Annotated in this window: 24 protein-coding genes and 1 tRNA gene; 9 read left to right on the forward strand and 16 right to left on the reverse strand. The window is 55.9% G+C overall.

Going from position 1 to position 19,934, the window contains the following annotated elements; all coding sequences use genetic code 11:
- Positions 1-53 precede the first annotated feature (53 nt).
- Positions 54-926, forward strand: a complete 873-nt coding sequence (locus tag H8S02_RS08885) for a 3-hydroxyacyl-CoA dehydrogenase family protein (RefSeq protein ID WP_186970224.1) — start codon at positions 54-56, stop codon at positions 924-926.
- A gap of 191 nt (positions 927-1,117) precedes the next feature.
- Here H8S02_RS08885 and H8S02_RS08890 read toward each other — a convergent pair whose 3' ends face one another.
- Both H8S02_RS08890 and H8S02_RS08895 read right to left on the reverse strand, forming a co-directional pair.
- Positions 1,118-1,531 carry a nucleoside recognition domain-containing protein gene (locus tag H8S02_RS08890; protein ID WP_243166470.1) on the reverse strand — a complete coding sequence of 138 codons (414 nt, stop codon included), beginning with the start codon at positions 1,529-1,531 and terminating at the stop codon, positions 1,118-1,120.
- Between the two features lie 148 nt (positions 1,532-1,679).
- On the reverse strand, positions 1,680-2,279 hold the full coding sequence (locus H8S02_RS08895) for a nucleoside recognition domain-containing protein (RefSeq protein WP_186970225.1): 600 nt from the start codon (positions 2,277-2,279) through the stop codon (positions 1,680-1,682).
- 93 nt (positions 2,280-2,372) lie between these two features.
- Between H8S02_RS08895 and H8S02_RS08900 the strand changes: the two genes are divergently transcribed.
- On the forward strand, positions 2,373-2,615 hold the full coding sequence (locus tag H8S02_RS08900; RefSeq protein WP_118685162.1) for an AbrB/MazE/SpoVT family DNA-binding domain-containing protein: 243 nt from the start codon (positions 2,373-2,375) through the stop codon (positions 2,613-2,615).
- Between the two features lie 56 nt (positions 2,616-2,671).
- Here H8S02_RS08900 and H8S02_RS08905 read toward each other — a convergent pair whose 3' ends face one another.
- The 5 genes from H8S02_RS08905 to H8S02_RS08925 form a co-directional block, all read right to left on the reverse strand.
- Positions 2,672-3,010, reverse strand: a complete 339-nt coding sequence (locus H8S02_RS08905; protein ID WP_207722097.1) for a sporulation transcriptional regulator SpoIIID — start codon at positions 3,008-3,010, stop codon at positions 2,672-2,674.
- Positions 3,011-3,123: 113 nt separating this feature from the next.
- Positions 3,124-3,702, reverse strand: a complete 579-nt coding sequence (locus H8S02_RS08910; protein ID WP_186970226.1) for a TetR/AcrR family transcriptional regulator — start codon at positions 3,700-3,702, stop codon at positions 3,124-3,126.
- A gap of 84 nt (positions 3,703-3,786) precedes the next feature.
- Positions 3,787-4,044 carry a TIGR03905 family TSCPD domain-containing protein gene (locus H8S02_RS08915; RefSeq protein ID WP_118685166.1) on the reverse strand — a complete coding sequence of 86 codons (258 nt, stop codon included), beginning with the start codon at positions 4,042-4,044 and terminating at the stop codon, positions 3,787-3,789.
- A 20-nt stretch (positions 4,045-4,064) separates the two neighbouring features.
- The gene (locus H8S02_RS08920; protein ID WP_186970227.1) at positions 4,065-4,772 is read right to left on the reverse strand and encodes an HAD family hydrolase; all 708 of its coding nucleotides are present in this window, start codon (positions 4,770-4,772) and stop codon (positions 4,065-4,067) included.
- 9 nt (positions 4,773-4,781) lie between these two features.
- On the reverse strand, positions 4,782-5,342 hold the full coding sequence (locus tag H8S02_RS08925; RefSeq protein WP_186970228.1) for a TIGR01440 family protein: 561 nt from the start codon (positions 5,340-5,342) through the stop codon (positions 4,782-4,784).
- A 244-nt stretch (positions 5,343-5,586) separates the two neighbouring features.
- On the opposite strand from H8S02_RS08925, the gene H8S02_RS08930 reads away from it, so the two are divergent.
- On the forward strand, positions 5,587-6,084 hold the full coding sequence (locus H8S02_RS08930; RefSeq protein ID WP_118685172.1) for a GreA/GreB family elongation factor: 498 nt from the start codon (positions 5,587-5,589) through the stop codon (positions 6,082-6,084).
- An 80-nt stretch (positions 6,085-6,164) separates the two neighbouring features.
- On the opposite strand, the gene H8S02_RS08935 is transcribed toward H8S02_RS08930, so the two are convergent.
- The gene (locus H8S02_RS08935) at positions 6,165-8,009 is read right to left on the reverse strand and encodes a hypothetical protein (protein WP_186970229.1); all 1,845 of its coding nucleotides are present in this window, start codon (positions 8,007-8,009) and stop codon (positions 6,165-6,167) included.
- A 148-nt stretch (positions 8,010-8,157) separates the two neighbouring features.
- On the reverse strand, positions 8,158-8,607 hold the full coding sequence (locus H8S02_RS08940; protein WP_186970230.1) for a low molecular weight protein-tyrosine-phosphatase: 450 nt from the start codon (positions 8,605-8,607) through the stop codon (positions 8,158-8,160).
- Between the two features lie 165 nt (positions 8,608-8,772).
- On the opposite strand from H8S02_RS08940, the gene H8S02_RS08945 reads away from it, so the two are divergent.
- The 5 genes from H8S02_RS08945 (at position 8,773) to H8S02_RS08965 (ending at position 13,246) form a co-directional block, all read left to right on the forward strand.
- Entirely contained in the window at positions 8,773-8,952 is a 180-nt protein-coding gene (locus H8S02_RS08945; protein ID WP_186970231.1) for a spore coat associated protein CotJA, read from the forward strand.
- Complete coding sequence (locus H8S02_RS08950; protein WP_118685182.1) at positions 8,949-9,206, forward strand: spore coat protein CotJB; 258 nt, start codon at positions 8,949-8,951, stop codon at positions 9,204-9,206. The genes H8S02_RS08945 and H8S02_RS08950 overlap by 4 nt, the downstream gene beginning before the upstream one ends.
- Entirely contained in the window at positions 9,206-9,883 is a 678-nt protein-coding gene (locus tag H8S02_RS08955) for a manganese catalase family protein (RefSeq protein WP_186970232.1), read from the forward strand. Before H8S02_RS08950 ends, H8S02_RS08955 begins: the two co-directional genes overlap by 1 nt.
- 354 nt (positions 9,884-10,237) lie before the next feature.
- Positions 10,238-11,473 (forward strand): beta-ketoacyl-ACP synthase II, encoded by a 1,236-nt coding sequence (gene fabF, locus H8S02_RS08960; RefSeq protein ID WP_186970233.1) that lies wholly within the window; start codon positions 10,238-10,240, stop codon positions 11,471-11,473.
- 141 nt (positions 11,474-11,614) lie between these two features.
- Complete coding sequence (locus tag H8S02_RS08965; RefSeq protein WP_243166471.1) at positions 11,615-13,246, forward strand: class I adenylate-forming enzyme family protein; 1,632 nt, start codon at positions 11,615-11,617, stop codon at positions 13,244-13,246.
- 100 nt (positions 13,247-13,346) lie between these two features.
- On the opposite strand, the gene H8S02_RS08970 is transcribed toward H8S02_RS08965, so the two are convergent.
- The 4 genes from H8S02_RS08970 to H8S02_RS08985 are packed head-to-tail and all read right to left on the reverse strand — an operon-like array spanning position 13,347 to position 16,606.
- Entirely contained in the window at positions 13,347-14,498 is a 1,152-nt protein-coding gene (locus H8S02_RS08970) for a sodium ion-translocating decarboxylase subunit beta (RefSeq protein WP_186970235.1), read from the reverse strand.
- 15 nt (positions 14,499-14,513) lie between these two features.
- Entirely contained in the window at positions 14,514-14,891 is a 378-nt protein-coding gene (locus H8S02_RS08975) for a biotin/lipoyl-containing protein (RefSeq protein WP_186970236.1), read from the reverse strand.
- A 14-nt stretch (positions 14,892-14,905) separates the two neighbouring features.
- Positions 14,906-15,226, reverse strand: coding sequence for an OadG family transporter subunit (locus H8S02_RS08980; RefSeq protein WP_207722098.1), 321 nt, complete (start codon positions 15,224-15,226; stop codon positions 14,906-14,908).
- 3 nt (positions 15,227-15,229) lie between these two features.
- Entirely contained in the window at positions 15,230-16,606 is a 1,377-nt protein-coding gene (locus H8S02_RS08985) for a pyruvate carboxylase subunit B (RefSeq protein WP_186970237.1), read from the reverse strand.
- A gap of 675 nt (positions 16,607-17,281) precedes the next feature.
- On the opposite strand from H8S02_RS08985, the gene H8S02_RS08990 reads away from it, so the two are divergent.
- Positions 17,282-17,358, forward strand: a tRNA-Arg gene (locus H8S02_RS08990).
- Positions 17,359-17,545: 187 nt separating this feature from the next.
- On the opposite strand, the gene H8S02_RS08995 is transcribed toward H8S02_RS08990, so the two are convergent.
- The 3 genes from H8S02_RS08995 to H8S02_RS09005 form a co-directional block, all read right to left on the reverse strand.
- Positions 17,546-18,889, reverse strand: a complete 1,344-nt coding sequence (locus tag H8S02_RS08995; RefSeq protein WP_407926400.1) for a site-specific integrase — start codon at positions 18,887-18,889, stop codon at positions 17,546-17,548.
- 71 nt (positions 18,890-18,960) lie between these two features.
- The gene (locus H8S02_RS09000; RefSeq protein ID WP_005541444.1) at positions 18,961-19,167 is read right to left on the reverse strand and encodes a helix-turn-helix domain-containing protein; all 207 of its coding nucleotides are present in this window, start codon (positions 19,165-19,167) and stop codon (positions 18,961-18,963) included.
- A 527-nt stretch (positions 19,168-19,694) separates the two neighbouring features.
- Positions 19,695-19,931: a helix-turn-helix domain-containing protein gene (locus tag H8S02_RS09005; protein ID WP_117659272.1), complete on the reverse strand. Its 237-nt coding sequence runs from the start codon at positions 19,929-19,931 to the stop codon at positions 19,695-19,697.
- Between the last annotated feature and the right edge of the window lie 3 nt (positions 19,932-19,934).

Below are 19,934 nucleotides of genomic sequence, written 5' to 3' on the forward strand. Positions count from 1 at the left end.
CGAGAAATCACAATCAAAGAACCGATGAGTGAGTAAGAGAGAGGTTTTATAACATGAAAGTATGTGTATTCGGCGCAGGCAATATGGGCGCACGCATTACGGAAGTTTTCCTGAACGCTGGCCATGACGTCACCATGATCGACATTAAGCCGGAGTTCACCGAGCGCGGCAAGACCGTCATCGCTCATGACTACGACTTTCTCGTAAAGAAGGGCAAGATGACCGAGGAGCGCAAGGATGAGCTTCTTGCTGCCCTCAAGACCACGGTAGACCGCAACGCCGCTGCCGACGCTGACTTCGTCATGGAAGTTATTCTGGAGCGCATGGATCTGAAGAAGGATCTGCTCGAGGATCTGGACAAGATCTGCCCGGAGCACACCATCTTCGCTTCCAACACCTCCGCCCTGTCCGTAACCGAAATGGCTGCATGCATTCCGCACCGTTCGGACAAGTTCATCGGCTGCCACTTCTTCAACCCGGCTCAGATCATGAAGCTGGTTGAGGTTACCCGCGCACTTCAGACCTCGGATGAGACCTTCCAGACCGCGTTCGATCTGATGGCTTCTCTGGGCAAGACTCCGATTGCCGTTCACGAGGGTCCGGGTTTCGTTGTTAACCGCATTCTGATCCCGATGATGAACGAGGCTATGGGTATCGTTGCTGACGGTATCGCTTCCCCGGCTGACGTTGATGTTGCTATGCAGCTCGGCGCCGGCATGAAGTCCGGTCCGCTTCACACTGCTGACCTGGTTGGCCACGACGTTAACCTCGCTATCATGGAGACCCTGTACCACGAGACCGGCGACCCGAAGTATCGTCCGCATCCGCTGATGCGCCAGATGGTTCGCGCAGGCTGGCTCGGCGTTAAGACTGGCAAGGGCTTCTTCGAGTACGACGGCCCGTTCGGCAAGGAGATCGTCAAGTAAATACAGTATTTTACTGAATTTTACGTAACAAAAAAGACTGCTTTGCACAATGCACAGCAGTCTTTTTCTTTTGTGATAATATTTTCTCGTGCGTTTTTATCTATTTTGCACAATCAGCCTCATATATCTTTGTTGCAAACGACAAAGTTGCTGAAATCATATGGTTTTTCGACATTAAATGCGTTATAATATTAACAAATTGGGAATAATTTATCAGCGAGCGCTGCGGACATCATAAAAGCTGCCAAATCCGCGCATAATGCTGCCGGAATTGCGTAACGGGTCCTCTTGAGTCCGAGATGTCCGGCATATAGACCGATGGTATAAATGCTTGTTTCCGACGATCCGAGCATGACTGCCGCGACGCGGCCGACATAGCTGTCCGGACCCGCGGTACGGATGAGTTCGCTCCCGAGCGCAAGTCCTCCTCCGCCGCTGATCGGTTTGAGCAGTGCGAGAGGAACGCACTCCTGCGGGATGCCGAGCAGATGGAACAGCGGCGCCAGCCACGCTGACGCAAGATCGATCGCGCCGGAAGCGCGCAGCATATATACCGCCGTCAGCATGCCGATCATCGTCGGCAGAATGCCGACAGCTGTCTGCATTCCTTTTTTTGCCCCTTCTATGAAAACTGGAAATACCGCCGTTCCTCTGTATACAGCGTACATTGCTGTAAAGGCAAGCAGGAACGGTACGACCGCCGCCTGTAGGGTTTGCAAGGCATAACCTTCTTTCTTTAAACCGCAGGCAGCGCTATTTCTGATAATCAGCCTTCTCAGACGGAAAAACTGCACGGCCTGCCCTGCACAGCAGGAGCGCTGTCGCAACCGATACGACGGAGGCACCCCATACCGGCAGCATAATGTCAAACGGTTCCTGCGCCCCGCAGGCTGCCCGCACTGCGGCAACTGTGGACGGCACGAGCTGAATGGAAGCCGAATTGAGCACAATCAGTGTCAATACCGCGTCCGAAGCCGTATCGCTGCCGGACAATTTATGCAGTCGCGACGCGGCACGCAGACCGAGCGGAGTGGCGGCGTTCGACAGGCCCAGCAGATTTGCCGTGACATTCGCGCTCACCGCCTGCATCGCTTCGCTGTCCTCGGAGGCTTTTCCGAACAGCGGACGCAGCACCGGCATCAGGAACCGCGCGATAATATGGGTCAATCCGCTCTGCTGCATCAGTTCCATAATGCCGCTCCAGAAGCACATTAGTCCGGCGATGCCGATCGCAAGCGTTACTGCACCTGCGGCTCCTTCTGTGAGTGCGGCGGATACCTCAGACAGCCGCCCCGTCACTGCTCCGCAGACAAACGCGAGAGCAAGAAATGCGGCCCACAGCACGTTCAGCATACCATGCTGTCCCCCCTTTTCGACGCGAAATCCTTTGACGGATCGTGTATAGATGAAATGGAAAATGAAATGAAATTGAAGGAGTGTTTTAACATGAAATCCACCGGTATTGTCCGTAAGGTTGATGAACTCGGCCGTATCGTTCTTCCGATCGAGCTGCGCCGCACCATGGGAATCGACGTCAAGGACGCACTCGAAATCTACGTCGAGGGCGACACCATCATGCTCAGAAAATATGAGCCGTCCTGCGTATTCTGCGGCAACGCAAAGGATATTATCCACTTTAAGGGTAAGAATGTTTGCAGCACCTGCGCGCGCGAGCTTGGAATGCTCTGATACACATACTTATTCTGTTTATATGGGGTCGTTTCGCTGCGCGGAGCTGCCCCTTTTCAAATCTGCGGAACCGGCTTCCCTTCTGGGCGGCCGGTTTTGTTTTGCGTGTGCGATGCACACGAAGCAGCTGTCTCCCTTTTACGCGCTTCCTCGCGGTATTTATCCCTCGTTGCATTGCCGCCGCGAATATGCCGCTCGCTTTTGTTCCGCAGCAGCACCGCCTGCACCTCGGCGTACAGGACGGCATTCTGCCGCTTGAGGCGCGTGGTAATATCCTTATGTACCGTCGATTTCGATACGCCGAATCGCGCAGCGGCCTGACGCACCGTCGCGCCGCTGTCGACCATATAATGTGCGAGTGCTATCGTTCTTTCCTCGGGTAAGCCTTTCACCATCGTCCCCCCTCATCACTGCCACTTTATGAGGCGGTGACGCCGGTTAGAACTCCCCTGTGCACAGAAAAAACCCGGAGTACAGGCCATTTTCGTGCCCGTACTCCGGGTTTCTGTTACTCGACGCGAAGTGCGTGTATCCCCTTTGTGTGATAATCGAGCAGGCGGTTCATGCACACGCGCACCTCACGCGGTCTTACGCGGTTTTTAAGGATCTGGATGATGCCTCCCACGAGATTATCCGCCATGATCTGCGCGAGCAGCAGCGCGTTCTCCTCGTCCGCAAGCAGCGGTTCGATCTGTTCCGCGATGAGCGCGACCATCGTCGGACGCAGATGCTCGTAGCGCGTGCCCTTGCCCTGCTCCATGATGAGCAGCAGGCCGTATTTTTCGGCGAGCAGGAGACTGAGGATTTCCTCCTGCAGCAGGAGCTGGAACTCGCGCGAGTCCGCGATATTGGAAAAGCGGCCGCTGCGCGAGCGCAGAATCAGATTTTTCAGTCCTTCCGCTGCGCTATCTGTCAGTTCGTAGAACAGCTCCTCCTTGTTTTTGAAGTAGTGGTACAGGTTTCCCTTGCTGATATTCACCTTGTCCGCGATCATCTGCATCGAGGTGCGGTCATAGCCGCGCTGCAAAAACAGATGCTCGGACTCTAGGAGAATCCTGTGCCGCAGCTCATCCTTCAGTACCTGCATGTTCTTCACCCGTTCATTCTGAAAATTCAGCCGAAAAAGGAACGGTCTCTCATGCTGAAACCGTTCCTTCGCTCGTTTTACGGCTTATTTTGCGCTCTCAAGCGCCTGTCGAACGCCCTGCGCGAGCTGATCCGAGCAGCTCGTACCGCGTCCGTTGCAGGAAATACCGCGGAAATAGCCCTCGATCTGATCGACCGTCATGCCCTCGACAACGCGGCTGATGGCCTGAAGATTGCCGTTGCAGCCGCCCGTAAAGCTGACGTTGTGCACGGTATCACCCTCCAGATCGAACGAAATACGCATCGGGCAAACCCCATGCGGCTTGTAATCAAAATGCTGCATCCTGTTCCTGTCCTCCTAAGTTAAAAAAGCGTGCGGATGTGGTCCGCGGCCTCGAGGAAATCGTGCGCCTCGAAGCAGCTTACCTCGCTCTCGGGGCGTTCTTTGTGCGTCCAGTTGAGCCAGATACCGGAAATACCGGCCTCATGCGCGCCGCAGACATCGTGTGTGAAGTTGTCGCCCACCATGAGCGCTTCGTCCGGCTGCACGCCGCATTTGCGCATGGCGAGATCAAAGATCGTGCGGTGCGGCTTGTCAATGCCGGCCTCCTCGCTCGTTACAAGATAGTCAATGCGCTCGGAAAGGCCGAGACGCATGAGCTTTTCCATCTGAATATCCGCAAGCATATTGGTGACGACGGCAATCCTGATGCCATGCGCGTGAAGCTCGTCCATAAACTCAGGAGCACCCGGACGCACAGTCATTTTCGCGAACACAGCATCCCAGTAGACGGCAGCTGCTTTTCGGGCATGCGGAACGGCATTCAGACCCATGTTTTCCAGCGCACGCTGCGCAAACAGCACGCGGTCGTGAATTGGCGGCATATCCGGCTGCTCGGCAGCGAGCTGCTTTCTTGCGGTCAGAAACGCGGCGTCGAAGCCGTGTCCGGCCTCGCCAAAGGTCTCCTGCGCCCACTTTTCCATGCACTCATAGGCGTAGCGGTCACCGGCCTGGAAGCTCGTATAGAGCGTATCGTCCAGATCAAAAAATACTGCTTTCAGCTTGCTCACACACGCACCTCACTTGAGCTCGTCGTTATAGACGGCACGGCTGCCGCCGACGAACTTGGGTCTGCGGCGTGCGCAGACGAGCGGCGCTTCCCCGATCTTCTTCGTCTCGATGCGCAGCGGTACGACGACCGGCTTGATGTGCATGCCGATCAGCGTATTGCCGACATCCATGCCTGCGGACGCGGACTGCTTGACGCTCTCGACGGCCACCGGTTCCTCAAAGCGCTTGTATGCGGTCGTGCCGAACGAGCCGCCCGCCTTGGGCTGCGGGATGACATTGACCTCATCAAGGCCAAACTTCTCTGCCGCTGCGCGCTCAACGATGAGCGCACGGTTCAGGTGCTCGCAGCACTGCGCCGCGAGGAACAGACCGTGCTTCTCGATCACGCTGTAAATGCCCTCGAACACAGCCTCAGCGACCTCAACGCTCGAATGCGTACCGATCTTTTCGCCGCAGACCTCGCTCGACGAGCAGCCGACAACGAACAGATCACCTACGCGCAGCTTTGCCGCCGCGCAAACCTCCTCAGCTGCTCTGGCAGCCTGTTCTCTGATCTCAGAAAGTTCCATAGTTATTCTCCTTTACCGGCGGAATACCGCCGTGAGTTCTATTTGCGGCCGGGAGCACGCTTTCTGTGACCGGTCGCCGCCTGTTTATCCTATTATACTACATTTTCCGCGTCTTGTTAAGCACCCTGCGTTTTTTTCATAAATTCTCTCCGTTCTCCCTTGCAAAACCGCGCGGCGCGGCCTATAATCTTTTGTAAGAGAACAGTTCTGCGGCAGCGAGCCGCATGGAAAGGAAGAAAACGTTATGCATGACGATCTGACGGCGCAGGATATTGCGATGATGCAGAAAGAGCTTGACCACCGCAAGCTGGAGCTGATGCCCGAGCTGATCGAGGAGGTCAAGCGAACCCGCGCGTTCGGTGATCTGAGCGAAAATTTTGAATACAAGGCCGCAAAACAGGCACAGAACCGCAACCGCAGCCGTATCCGCTATCTGGAACGCATGATCAAGTCGGCGCATGTGATCGAGGATAAGGCCGGTGCGGACGAGGTCGGTCTGTTCGACAAGGTCGAGCTGCTGTTCGAGGACGACGAGGACACCGAGACCGTGCAGGTCGTTACAACTGTGCGGTGCGATCCGCTGAGCGGCCGCATCAGCTGCAAGGCGCCGCTCGGCAAGGCGCTGCTCGGCCGCAAGGCCGGCGATGAGGTGAGCGTCACCACCGAGGAGGGCGGCAGCTACACAGTCAGGATCAAATCGATCACCAAGGAAGAGGACAACGGCGACGGTCCGATTTTGTAAGCAGTCTGCCGATTTTTCCGCGAAAAAGAGGGGATAAGATGCCAGTGGCGTGTCTTATCCCCTCTTCCCTTTTCTTTCGCCTATCGAATGCTGACCGCCTTCAGATGCCGCGGCAGCGAGCCGACCACGACAAGCCTGTTCTCTTCGTCGAGAACGAAGTAAATGCGCAGCAGATTTTCCGGATCGTTTCCTACCTTCAAATGCTGATCGAGCGCCGTTTCGCGCTTTTTACCCTGCGCATTGGTAAAATACTTGATCTTGTACTGCGCCGGCGTGAACTGAATGGTCATATCGCCGATCGAAGAGACCTCGAACGGACGGCCGTACTTGCGCGAACAGCTGTCGAGCACCGCGTGCCACGGCAGACGCTCAAACCGGCTCGACCAGTAGTCCGTCGCGAGAAAATCCAGTGCGTCGCAGATAAGCGGCAGACTGATCTCCCGTGCGCTCTTCTCCTCGAGCATCGCGGCCGCTTTGGGCACAAGAACCACACGGCCGGCAAACTGCCGCTGCACCCAGTCGGCAATCTTCGCGTGCTCGCTCGGGCGATCCATACAGCGCCGCAGATAGGCGACCTCCTCCCGGTCCTGAATGGTCTTATGGCGCAGTTTTTCGTCTGCCTCCGCGACCCTGCGCATCAGCTCATCCTTTTCATTTTCCAGCCGCAGACGGTACTGTTTTGCGCGGTCAAGCTGCTCTGTCAGGCGTATTTTCTCGTCCTCCAGTGCAGAAATTCTGCTCTTATATGCAGCTGCATCCTGTTCGAGCCTGTGTCTGAATCTCTCTTCCGCCGCTTCGCTGAGCCGCAGCGCATTCTGTGCCGCTGCCCGCTCGCGTGCCTTTGCCTGCACGACAAACAGGCAGGGAGACAGCGTAATATCACGGCCGCGGGCGTGATTTTTTCCACGTTCCATGAGCGCGGCAAGCAGCTTTTCGCGCGAAGCCGTGCTCGGCGGATATGGGAAACGCTCGCTCGAGCCGCCAAGGCTCTCGCTCTCCCAGTAAAGCGTTTCGCCTGCCTCAAGCGTCTTGTCCGTGACAGACGGAAGGCGTCTGCGTATCTCGTCCGTCAGCAGAAACGTCCGGTAATACGCCAGTCCGCTTTTCGCAAACGAGGCAAGATCAAACGCCGGGTCGACCGGCTGCTTCAACTCGGAGAGCGTCATGCGTTTCGGCAGGTCAGGCAGCTTGACCGGGAAAGGACTGATGCCGATGCGCAGGTCGGGCGGAACGTCGTGCGGCGCGATGTCGAGCGGCGTGATCTCCCGTTCCTCGAGCGTCTGCGTGAACAGGATGAGCGGCATATGGCTTGCCGGATTTTTCTGCAGCGATGCAAGCTGACGCAGCTGCTCCATGGTCTCGACGCGCGTAACCGATGGAGTGAGCGGCGCGATCTGGCGCAGACCAAAGCGCGGATTGTCCGCGAGCAGGCGGATAAACGCCGGACGATAGACCTCGCACAGCTCTTCTGTGTCCTCGGGATCGGAGATCATCGTGCGGAAGCCGCAGTGCAGCTCTCCGTTTGAAATGGTAAACGCAATATTGCTTTCAATAACGCGACCGGGCACAGCCTGACGGCGCTGCTCCGGGTTGCCGGGATCCGAGCCGAGGTCAGGCTCGACGATCTGCATCGTCCATGCTCCCTGCTCCGGCAGCGAAACAATGTCGATGACATAGCCTTGATTTATGTATAATGAGCGCAGATTTTCCCATGAAAAGTCTGCATACCGCTCGGGCTGCGGCGCTGTGAGCGTCTCGGGAGCATCCGGACCAAGTCGGTGCCGCAGCCAGTCGAGTATGGTCAGCACACCGATTTTGAGGCCGTCCTCCGGCGTCGTTTTGCGCGCCGCCATAACGGCATGCAGCTGATAGGTCGGGTACAGCCGGTTTTTCATCAAGCGCACCGTGCGGTAGTCGGCTGGCATAGGCTCGTCCTCCTTCATTCCTGCATGGAATTTGTGATGGTTACAGTATACATCAAAAACGCGCACAACGCAAACGATGTTTTGCCGTTTTGAGTGCTTTCATTGAGCTTTTTCGACAAAATTCAGCAGTTTTATTTGTGACAAATACTCATCTCAGTTCATCGAGCAGCGCACGGCAGCCCTCCTCGATATCGCGCCATGTGGTTTCAAATTCTCCGGTGTACCACGGGTCGGCTACATCTCCCGGGCGGCATGTGTGGTCAAGCAGACGCGACATTTTGCCGTCGGGATCGCCGCCGCAGATGCGACGCATTCGCGTAATGTTAGAGCTATCCATGCCGATCAGCAGATCGTATTTTTCGTAATCCTGCGCGGACATCTGCCGTGCCGCGTGTCCCTCGCATCGGATGCCGTGTGCAGCCAGAATCCGGCGCGCTGGCGGATAGACCGGATTGCCAAGCTCCTCCCGGCTCACCGCCGCCGATGAAACGGCAATCTCCCTTTCTCTGCCCGTCCGCTCGAGCATGTCCCGCAGAATAAACTCCGCCATAGGACTGCGACATATGTTGCCGTGGCAGATAAACAATATTTTTATCATAGTGTTCCCCTTCCAGCATTTCATTTTCTTCTATTATAGCATACTTTCCCGCGGATGGTGTTATGACGACACACCATCCGCGGCCCTCGGCATAGAATGCACTGGGAGCAAAGAGCGGCGGTACCGTCGTTTTTTCTTCCAAATCAATCGAAACGAGGAGAAATCATGGACCAGAACCAACCGCAGGCGGTACTCGAAATACCGATCCGTCTGCTTGCCCCGGCGATGGCGTTCGTTCCTGAGCAGCCGTTTGGAACGCCTTATGAACCGGCGCTTGCCTTCAGCCGGGGAACGATTTTCCCCGCTCTCGACCTCCCCTTCGTCGGAGAGGAGGCCGTACAGTGAGTGAACGAGAAAAACTGCTCGGCCGTGTACGGATGTACGACTTTGCTCTTGTCGAAGTCATCGAATATCTCGACTGTCATCCGCACAATGAAGCCGCTCTGAAATACTACCGTGAAATGCGCGCTGCCTTCGACAAGGCATCCAGTGAATACGAGGATGCCTTCGGTCCGCTGACCGCGCGCGAGGTCGATGTGCGCGGCGGTCATTGGAACTGGATCGATGATCCGTGGCCGTGGGAAGGAGCGGATAACTGATGTGGTCTTACGATAAACGCCTGCAATTCCCGGTAAAAATCAAAAACCCTGATCCTCAGCTCGCAAAAATCGTCATTTCGCAGCTTGGCGGGCCGGACGGTGAGCTCGGCGCCTCGATGCGCTACCTCAACCAGCGCTACGCCATGCCATATAAGGAATGCAAGGGAATCCTTACCGATATTGGTACCGAAGAACTTGCACACATGGAGATGATCTCCAGCATTCTTTATCAGCTCACCCGTAATCTTACGCCGGAACAAATCCGCGAGGGCGGCTTCGATGCCTACTTTGTCGATCATACAACCGGTATTTATCCTCAGTCTGCCGCCGGTATCCCGTGGTCGGCCGCAACCTTCCAGTCCAAGGGCGACCCCATCACCGATTTGTTCGAAGATATGGCCGCGGAACAGAAGGCGCGCTCGACCTACGACAATCTGCTTCGTCTGATCGACGACCCGGATGTGCGCGAACCGCTCAAGTTCCTGCGCGAACGCGAAGTCGTGCATTTTCAGCGCTTCGGCGACGCACTTTCCGTCGTCCAGTCCAACCTTGACGCAAAAAATTACTACGCCTGGAATCCGGCGTTCGATGTGCGGCCGCGCGAACGAAGCGCTCCCGCTCCCTCCCGTCCGTACCCCATGCAGAACCGCAACGGCATAACTGCGCCGCGCGAATAAGCCGCTTCTCCCCGAACCGGTGCAGCTTTGCCTGCTGCCGGCCCGGGGAGTTTTTCTTCTGCCGGTTTCCGGGGAAATTTTCCATCTGATGCCGTTTATACTTCGTAAATTTTATATACTTTTCTGTCTCTCCTGTTTGTTTTTGCACATTTTTTGCACAATTTGACGAGCAATGTCTCTTTTCTTTTCAAGCGTTTTCTGGTATAATTATTTCATATGAGCATGGGCATATTTCTCGTGTGCACATATTCCGCCGCCGAAGAATACGGTGCGCGGCCACAGTATATATTCCGCCGTGCGTGGAGAAACTTAGAGAATACGGCGGCGCATTACGATAATAAATGGGGAACAGTCATGAAAGAGAACAATTTGGTCATCACCGGCATGGGCGCCGTGACGCCGGTCGGCATCGGCGTCAGCGAATACTGGAACGCGCTCAAGGAAGGAACGTGCGGTGTGGGCAAAATCACGCGCTTTGATGCAGGTGAAATGCCCGTGCAGATCGCGGCGGAGCTCAAGGATTTCGATCCGACCGCCTATATGCCTAAGACGCTCGCGCGCACGATGGACCCGTTCATGCAGTTCGCCTTTATCGCCGCCGAGCAGGCAATCGCGGACAGCGGTCTGTGCATCGAGAGCGAGTCCGACCGCGTCGGCATCGTCATGGGTACCGCGATGGACGGCGTTACCACCGTTGCACAGACGCAGGCTGCCTTCGATGAGGGCAAGCGCGTCGGTCCGCGCTTCGTTCCGATGACCATCGGCAACATTGCTGCCGCGCAGATCGCTATCGCGCACGGCATTCACGGTCCCAGCCTGACGCTCAACACGGCCTGCTCCGCAGGCGGTGACGCGATCATGACCGCGACCATGCTGCTGAACTCCGGCGAGGCGGATGCTGTGCTCGCCGTTGGCGGCGAGAGCATCCTCTGCCCTATCGTTGTGTCCGGTCTCGCGCAGGCCAAGGCGCTTTCGCGCCGCAACGATGATCCCGAGCACGCCTGCCGTCCGTTTGATGCGGACCGCGACGGCTTTGTCATCGGTGAGGGCGGCGGCGCGCTCCTGATTGAAACCGAGGAGCACGCGGTAAAGCGCGGCGCGACCATCTACGCCCGCCTTGCAGGCTGGGCGAACACCTCGGACGCACACCATGTCACTGCTCCCTGCCCGGACGGTGAGGGCGCAGCGCGCTGCATGAAGCTCGCGCTTGCGCGCGCCGGAATGCAGCCGTCCGACATCGGCTACATCAATGCGCACGGCACCTCGACGCCGCTCGGCGACAAGGCGGAAACGCTTGCTGTCAAGTCTGTGTTCGGCGGCCGCGAATGTGCGCCTCCGATGTCCTCGACCAAGTCCGCAACCGGTCATCTTATGGGTGCGGGCGGTCTGACCGAGGTCATCGCGTGCATCATGGCACTCCGCGAGGGCGTTCTTCCGCCGACGCTTCACCTCAACACCCCCGACCCGGACTGTGATCTTGACTATGTGCCGAATACTGCTCGAAAGGCCGATATTTCCGCGGCAATGAGCAATTCTCTCGGCTTTGGCGGCCAGAATTCCAGTATCATCGTAGCAAAATACGAATTATAACCGAACGGGCGGCCGATTTTTTTTCGCGCCGCCTGTTGCATTTTGCCGAAAATGTGTTATTATATTTACACGATATAGTTTTACACTCTACATCATGTATTCAAATTTACGATTTATCTTTATGAAATGAGGCGACCCCATTTGAGTTATACCTATGACGTTACCATGTTCCGCGATACATTCGAAAGCCGTTTTACCTATCTGAACGGTTTTCTGCGCAATGTTTCGCGTTTCGGAGACCGTCCCGCCGTATTTGATCCGCATTCTGACCGCCGCTGGACCTACCGCGAGCTGAACTGCGAGGTCAACCGTCTTGCTCACGCGCTCCGCGCGGACGGCGTTGGCAAAAACGATGTGGTCATGTTTGCTCTGCTCAACTCTCCCGAGTTTGTCTTTTTCTACCTTGCCGCGCACAAAATCGGCGCGATCGCCTGCCCGGTGAATTACCGTCAGGGCTCCGGCGAAATTGCGCTCGTCATCGACGACAGCACGCCGAAGGTGTTCGTATACGACGCAGAATTTGGCGAGCTTTCGAGCCGGGCGCTCGAGATGTGTGAGAACAGGCCGGCCGTTGAGCTGGTTGTCGGCGCAGATGAGGATGCTGTCCTCCCCGCCGGACGCAGGCGCTACGAGGATTATGTTTTCGAGCGTCCGGAGACCGATCCCCCGATCGATTTCGCGCCGCACATCTACGATGAAACGACCCGTCTGTATACCTCCGGCACGACCAACCGCCCCAAGGGCGTGCCGATCAACAACATCAACGAGGTGCTGTCCGCACACGATGTCATGATGCACTTCCCTCTCAGCCCGGTCGACCGCACGATGAACATGACCCCGTGGTTCCACCGCGGCGGTATTCACTCCGGCGGCCCCTGCCCGACGCTGTACGCCGGCGGCGAGGTCGTTATCCTGCGTGATTTTGCGCCGCGCACCTGTCTGGAATATGCAGAAAAATACGCGATTTCTTTCCTGATCGGTGTGCCGACCATTATTGCGATGCTCGCGCGCACGCAGGAGCGCTCCCCGGCCGATCTGTCTGCTCTGCGCGGCATCGTCACCATGGGTGCGCCGTTCGAGAAAAGCGCGTGCGAGAAATACATGAAGCTGCTGACGCCCAACATTTTCAACGGCTACGGCACGACCGAGACGTTCTGGAATACATTCCTGCGTCCCTTTGACCTGCCCGACAACGCAGGCTCTGCCGGACGCTCGTGCACGGACGATGAGGTTCGTCTTGTTGCCCTGCGGCCGAACGGCGAGCGCTCCGAGCCGGATGAGACCGTGCCGCGCGACAGCGAGACCCCGGGCGAGATCATCATCTCCTCCCCTGCCAAGAGCGCTTTCTGCTACTTCAACAACGAGGAAATGACCGAAAAGAAGTTCTACAAGGGCTGGCTCTATACCGGCGACGTCGGCACATGGGACGAGAACGAGTTTGTGACCGTTTCCGGCCGCCGCGACGACATGATCGTTTCGGCCGGCGAAAATATTTATCCGGCGCAGATCGAGGCCGTGCTCAATGAGCATCCCAAGGTTGCGGAAAGCGCCGTCATCGGCATACCGGACAAGCTGCGCGGCGAGGTCGTCGCGGCGTATGTCGTGGCAAAGGATCCGTCGCTCACAGTCGAGGAGCTCAAGGATTACTGCACGCACAGTCCGATGCTCTCCTCGTACAAGTGGCCGCGCGCCTATCATATCGTGGACGAGCTGCCGCATACGGCAACCGGCAAGCTGATGCACTACAAGCTGAGAAGCTACGCGAAAAATTAAAAATGCCCCTCTCGAGGGCGCGTCAACCCTGAAATGAGGGCAAAAAGAGGCAGGATCACCGAAGTGATCCCGCCTCTTTCGTTTTGCCTTAGACTGCATTTTACGCGCCGAACACCTTGAGCATAAAGCCTGCGGCTACCGCAGAGCCGATAACGCCTGCGACATTCGGGCCCATAGCGTGCATGAGCAGGAAGTTTACCGGATTGGCCTTCTGACCCTCGACCTGCGAAACGCGCGCCGCCATCGGGACAGCGGAGACGCCTGCCGAGCCGATCAGCGGATTGACCTTGCCGCCGGTGAGCTTGCACATGATCTTTCCGAAAACCAGACCGCCCACCGTCGAGAAAATAAACGCGAGAAGGCCGAGAATGATGATCTTAATGGTATCCCAGGTCAGGAAGGTCGAGGCGATCGCCTTGCAGCCGACCGACAGACCGAGGAAAATAGTAACGATGTTGCACAGCGCGTTCTGCGCGGTGTCGGACAGGCGGTCGGTCAGACCGCATTCGCGCAGCAGATTGCCGAGCATGAGCATGCCGATCAGCGGCGCAGTGTCCGGAATGAGCAGGATGACGACAGTCGCGACCGCGATCGGGAAGATGATCTTCTCGGTCTTGGAGACCGGACGAAGCTGCTCCATCTTGATCTCGCGCTCCTTCCGAGTCGTCAGCAGACGCATGATCGGCGGCTGGATGAGCGGAATGAGCGCCATGTAGGAATATGCCGCAATAGCGATCGCCGGAAGATAATCCGCTGCAAGACGGGATGCGACAAGGATGGAGGTCGGGCCGTCTGCGCCGCCGATGATGGCGATGGCTGCGGCTACTGCGGACGGGAAGCCGAGTGCCAGCGCGAGCAGGAACGCCGAGAAAATGCCGAGCTGTGCCGCTGCACCGAGCAGCAGCGAGGACGGACGGGCGATCAGCGGACCGAAATCAGTCATCGCGCCGATGCCGAGAAAGATGATGGACGGATAGATCGCGTGCTGTACGCCCTGATAGAAGACCCAGAGCATGCCAGGGCTCGAGCCGTCGACCGGCGCGTTCAGCAGACCGGTGAGCGGAAAGTTGGCGAGCAGCATGCCGAATGCGATCGGAATGAGCAGCAGCGGCTCAAATCTTTTGCCGATGCCGAGATACAGCAGCACGAACGAAATCAGGATCATGATCAGGCTGCGCGGATCTTCGAGAAACGCCGCGAAGCCGGAATCTGCCAGAATGCTGCCGAGCGCACTGAAAAACGAAAATTGCATATCGAGCGCCTCCCGTTACATCGTGCAGAGCGGTGCGCCGGTAGCGACGCTTGCGCCCTTCTGCACGCAGATCGAGCCGATCGTGCCGGCGCGGGGCGCACAGATCTCATTCTCCATTTTCATCGCCTCGAGGATGAACAGGACGTCGCCTGCATTTACCTGCTGGCCGGCGGTGCAGCGGATGTCGAGGATAGTACCCGGCATCGGAGCCGCAACCGTCTCACCGCCTGCCGGAGCTGCGGCCGGGGCCGGAGCCGGTGCGGCAGCCGGAGCCGGCGCCGGTGCTGCCTTGGGTGCGGAAGCGGGCGCTGCGCCGACCGGCGTGCCCGTGACCGTGCCGCGTTCTACGATGACTTCATATTGCTTGCCGTTGAGCGATACCATATATTTCATTGTCGTTTTCCCCCTTAAACTGCCTTGATGGACTTAAATACAAGCTCGTCGAGCGGAATGCCGGTCTCGTGGCTGACGATAGCCATGACGCAGGCGGTCTGCGTCTCGTCGATGCCCTCGAGGACAACGACTGCCGGTGCCGCCGGAACAGGCGCCGGTGCCGGTGCAGCCGCCGGAGCCGAGGCCGCTTCACTGCCCTTCCCCGCGATCGCGCCGACCGCACGGGAAACAATGACGATGATGCCCCAGAGCACCGCGAGCATGAGAAAAACGATAAAGAAGCCGGAAACCGCGATCATGAGCGCGTCTAAAATTCCGAGAGGATCGTGTACCATGGATCAGTTTACCTCCTTAAAGGAATAGCTTGCCGTAAAGGTCTGCTCGCGACGCGCAAGGAACTGCTCGCTCTGCTGCGGGAAAGCGATGTACGAGAGCACATCCTCCTCGCTGCGGGCATGCTGACCGAGATGTTCGCGCGCCGCCGGAAATTCGGGCTCGAGCGTATCTGCATAGCGGCCGGTCATCGGCTTATCGTCACCGAGCACCTTTTTCGCAAGCTCCTCATCGATCTTTCCGGGTGCGCGGCCGTACTCGCCATGGATATAGCTCTTGATCTCCTTGCCGATCGACTTGTATCGTCCGCCCAGCAGAACATTCACGGTTGCCTGTACGCCGACCATCTGCGACAGCGGCGTAACGAGCGGCGGGTAGCCGAGGTCTGCACGCACGCGCGGCGTTTCCTCGAGCACCTGATCGAGCTTGTCGATGGCGTTCTGTGCCTTGAGCTGAGCGACAAGGTTGGAGAGCATGCCGCCCGGGATCTGATAAACGAGCGCATCGGTCTTGGTCGAGAGCACATAGGGGTCGAACAGGCCGTTTTCGGTGAATTTATTTTTGATCGGAACGAAATAATCGTTGATCTCCTTGAGCTCCTTCGTATCCACGCCGCAGTCGTAACCCATCTGCGTGAGCGCGTACACGAGCGACTCGGTCGCAGGCTGACTCGTACCGCCCGAAAAGGCCGAGGTCGCGCAGTCAATGCCTGCGGCGCCGGCCTCCGCCGCCTTGAGATAGGTCATATAGCCGAGTCCGGTCGTCGCGTGTGTATGAACGTAGATCGGAATGCTGATATTCTCCTTGAGAGCGGAGACAAGGTCGAAGCACTCCTTCGGACTCATAATACCGGCCATATCCTTGATGCAGAGCGAGTGACAGCCCATCTGCTCGATCTGTTTGCCAAGGGAGACAAACATCTCGAGGTTATGGATCGGACTGAGCGTATAGCAGATACAGCCCTGTGCATGACCGCCGGCCTTGATGCACTCGTCCACCGCAGTCTCGATGTTGCGCAGGTCGTTGAGCGCGTCGAAGATACGGATGATATCCATGCCGTTCTCGATACTCTTGCGCACGAAGCGGCGCACAGTATCATCCGAATAATGATGGTAGCCGAGCAGATTCTGACCGCGCAGCAGCATTTGCAGCTTGGTATTTTTCATGTGTGATTTGATGTTGCGGAGCCGCTCCCACGGATCCTCGTTCAGATATCGCAGACAACTGTCAAATGTCGCGCCGCCCCAGCATTCAATGGAGTGGTAGCCTGCCTTATCCATGTCATCAAGAATACCCTGAAAGTCGGAAAACGGCATACGGGTCGCGATCAGCGACTGCTGCGCATCGCGCAGCACGGTCTCGGTGATGTGTATTTGTTTCACATTTTGCCCCTCCTTCGGCAGCAGAGCAGGCCGGGCGCAATAAATGCGCTCCCTGTTCCCACTTTTCTGCATAAATGTATCATATCACGTTCGGAGAGTGCGTGCAATGCTTTTTCACACTGAAGTGCGTTCTGTTTTTCAAAATCATGCGAAATCTTCAAAATTACATTTCTTTGTTTAAAACTGTGGTTTTTTTGATTGACTTTCTGTTTTATATATTGTATATTATATATGTTGTCTGAATTTTTAAGATTCCAGATTCGTATATAGCTTTGCCGCCGCACCCCCGGGCTGAGGGAACATCGTGTCTCCTAAGCATGTGTTTTATCACAGAGAATTTTCTCTTGTCGCGGGCCGTTGTTAGATAAAGATACGAATAGATTTTGGAGTTTACTCATTCCGGACCGCGAAAAAACGTGAAATATGACGCGCAACAAAATCGCCCTTTAAGCACTGTATTTCACGCAAATCACACCATTTTTAATACCTGTCTCAGTAGCTCAGTTGGATAGAGCACATGCCTCCTAAGCGGCAGATGGTTCGATTCCTTCGAGCCTTGAAAATTGCATAAAACTTATAAATGTCTCAGTAGCTCAGCTGGATAGAGCACACGCCTCCTAAGCGGCAGATTGTTCGATTCCTTCGAGCAGTGAAAATTGCATAAATCTTAAAAATGTCTCAGTAGCTCAGCTGGATAGAGCACACGCCTCCTAAGCGTGGGGTCGGAGGTTCAAATCCTCTCTGGGACGCCAGAAAGCACCGCTGCAAGCCTTTTTTCGGGGTTTGCAGCGTTTTTTTGTTCCTCCTTCTCCCGGTAATTTCACTTCCGTTACCGGGAGATTTTTATACGCCGCATGATGTATATTTGCTAATTGGACTCGAACGCTTTTCAGAAATTTGCTAAGAAAATTCTGCGGTTTGCTAATTCGATTTTTCGGATCACTTTGCCGGGGCTTGCGCTGCTATCAGGGCTGCGAGCGCACTTGCCAGCTCCGGCGACTTCTGAAGCTGCTCCACAAGGCTTTCAAGGTCCAGGGTCGCAGGTTCCGATTTTGCCGGTTCTTCCGGCGGACGGACGTTGCGAAGATCAGGCTTGGCATAGAAGGCTGTCTCGAATTTCTGAGCATTGACCTTTCTATCCTCGTCCAGAATGTGAGCATAGATACTGGTTATCATGTCGATCTCGGCATGGCCTGTATCGCCCTGGGTGGCTTTCAGATCGCCGTGGTTCAGTTTCAGCTTGTAGGTGGTACTGGAATGACGGAGAGAATGAAAGACCACCTTCGGCAGCCCTGCGTCCTCACGGAGCTTTGCAAACTCTTTGAGGATGATCCGATCCTCGCAGGGGCGGCCATTGGGAAGTGCTACAACCAGATTGAAGTCCTGATACTCGTCACCCAGGAAGCCTTTCAGCTCGTCCTGGGACTTCTTCCATTCCCGCAGGATGTAAGCCAGCGTTTTCGGCAGCCACACCTTACGGATGCTGGAATCGGTTTTCGGCTTTTTCAGAATAATTCTTGTGCTGGTGTTCGGCATGAGCGGAGTGAAGATGTAATAGATATCCTTCTCACCCAGCGTTTCAATCGCCCGTTTGGAAGCCCTCGTCAGCTCCTTGTCGATGTAGACATAGGCATTATCCGCCGCAATATCTTCATCGGAAATATGGACGTTCTCCCAGGTCAGCCCCAGGATTTCACCCATACGCAGAGAGCAGGCAAAGGAAAGGTTCATTGCCACATAGAGCTTGCTGTCTGTGCATTTGTCCAGGGCAAGGCGGATCATATCCGCTGTCCAGATATCCCGTTTCGCATACTCCGTTTTCGGGAGGATCACATTGTCAAAGGGATTTCTTGCAATGATTTCCCATCGTACCGCCTGCTTAAAAGCACACCGCAGGAGCTTGATGATCTTTTCAATGGTCTTGTCGCTGACATAGGTGGTAACGGCCTTTCGGGTCTTGGTAGACACCGACTTGGTTTTCTGCAAGGTCTGGATATAACCGTCAACCGCACGGGGAGTAACCGCCTGTACCTCCATATCTCCAATAATCGGATTGATATAGTTCGCAATCAGCGCCGTTTGGCTGTCATACATAGACACGCCCCATTTCTTTTCTCCGTAAAGAGATACGAAGTCATAAAGGAACTCGGTAATCGTCTGATTGCTTGGCGGTAGAAAAGTTCCCGTGTGCTGCTGATTTTCGATTTCCGCCTTGCGCTTTAAGGCCTCTTTGTGGGTATGCCAAGTTTCCCACTTCTGTTTGGTTTCTCCGTTTTCGTCCACATAGTTGTAAACAACGGAATAGTTTTTCTTTCGCTTGATTATAGATGCCATATCGTTCTTCCTTTCTTGGATCACAGGTCGAGGGAGTCAAGCCACTCGTCAAATGACCGCTTGGAAATGCGTATGGCGTTACCAATTCGCACGATTTTGAAGTGCCCTTCTTTTACAAGGATATATGCGGAAGTTCTTCCGATGCCCAGAATTTGAGCAATATCGTCAACCGTATATGTCCTTCTTTCAGGGGTTTCTTTCTTCGTGCCGTTCCATGTTTGAGACATGAGAACCCCCTTTCAGTTATGAAAAGGAACAGCACGAATATGTGTGGGTAATATAACTTCCACCATTATTTTACCGTGCTGCTCCGTGTTTGTCTGCTGCTAATTGAAAAGTTTACGATCTATCCATAAACTTTCAAAAAAGAAAAGTAGGCTTACGGACGGCTGCTGGCACAGCTCCACGGGAGTCTAACCCCGGCCCATGCTGATGGGTGCGGCGCACAATGCTTTGTGGGCGTTCAATGCGCGAGTATCTTTGACCCTGCCCGTGTGTCATCGCCCGCAAGCAGCCACGCTTGCTTTGCGGTCTGGTGCTGTTCGCTCGCCCGTTACAGTGGTCCCGTCCTGCGGACTTGAAACGAGGTCATGGCGCACCGGCCGTATGGCTCGGCACAAACAGGAATGTATCCGTTTGCCTTATACTGCGGCGCTGGCCTCCCAGCGGGCTTTCTTTGTCAAGGTGCTGCCTCCGGTCACGAAAGAGAGAAACAGGGAAAGGGTAAGCTGTTTCCGCTTTCAGACCGGGCTTGTCAGCTCATGCTGACAATGGAATGAATGAGCTTGATCTCCAATCGGCGCTTCATGTACTCGTCCACCCGAACATGGGGCTGGCCGTCAGGCTCGTAAAGCGTCCGGGTGCAGAGCTTATTGATATAGCCCTCATAATACCGGAGTACCTGATCCACAGCCTGAGAGTCCCCGTCACGGGCGGCGTCAATCACCGAAAGAGGAAGAAGCTCCTTGCCCTTGTAAGTGGGTTTCTTCATACC

Source organism: Agathobaculum hominis, assembly GCF_014288055.1.
Taxonomy (GTDB): Bacteria; Bacillota; Clostridia; order Oscillospirales; family Butyricicoccaceae; genus Agathobaculum; species Agathobaculum hominis.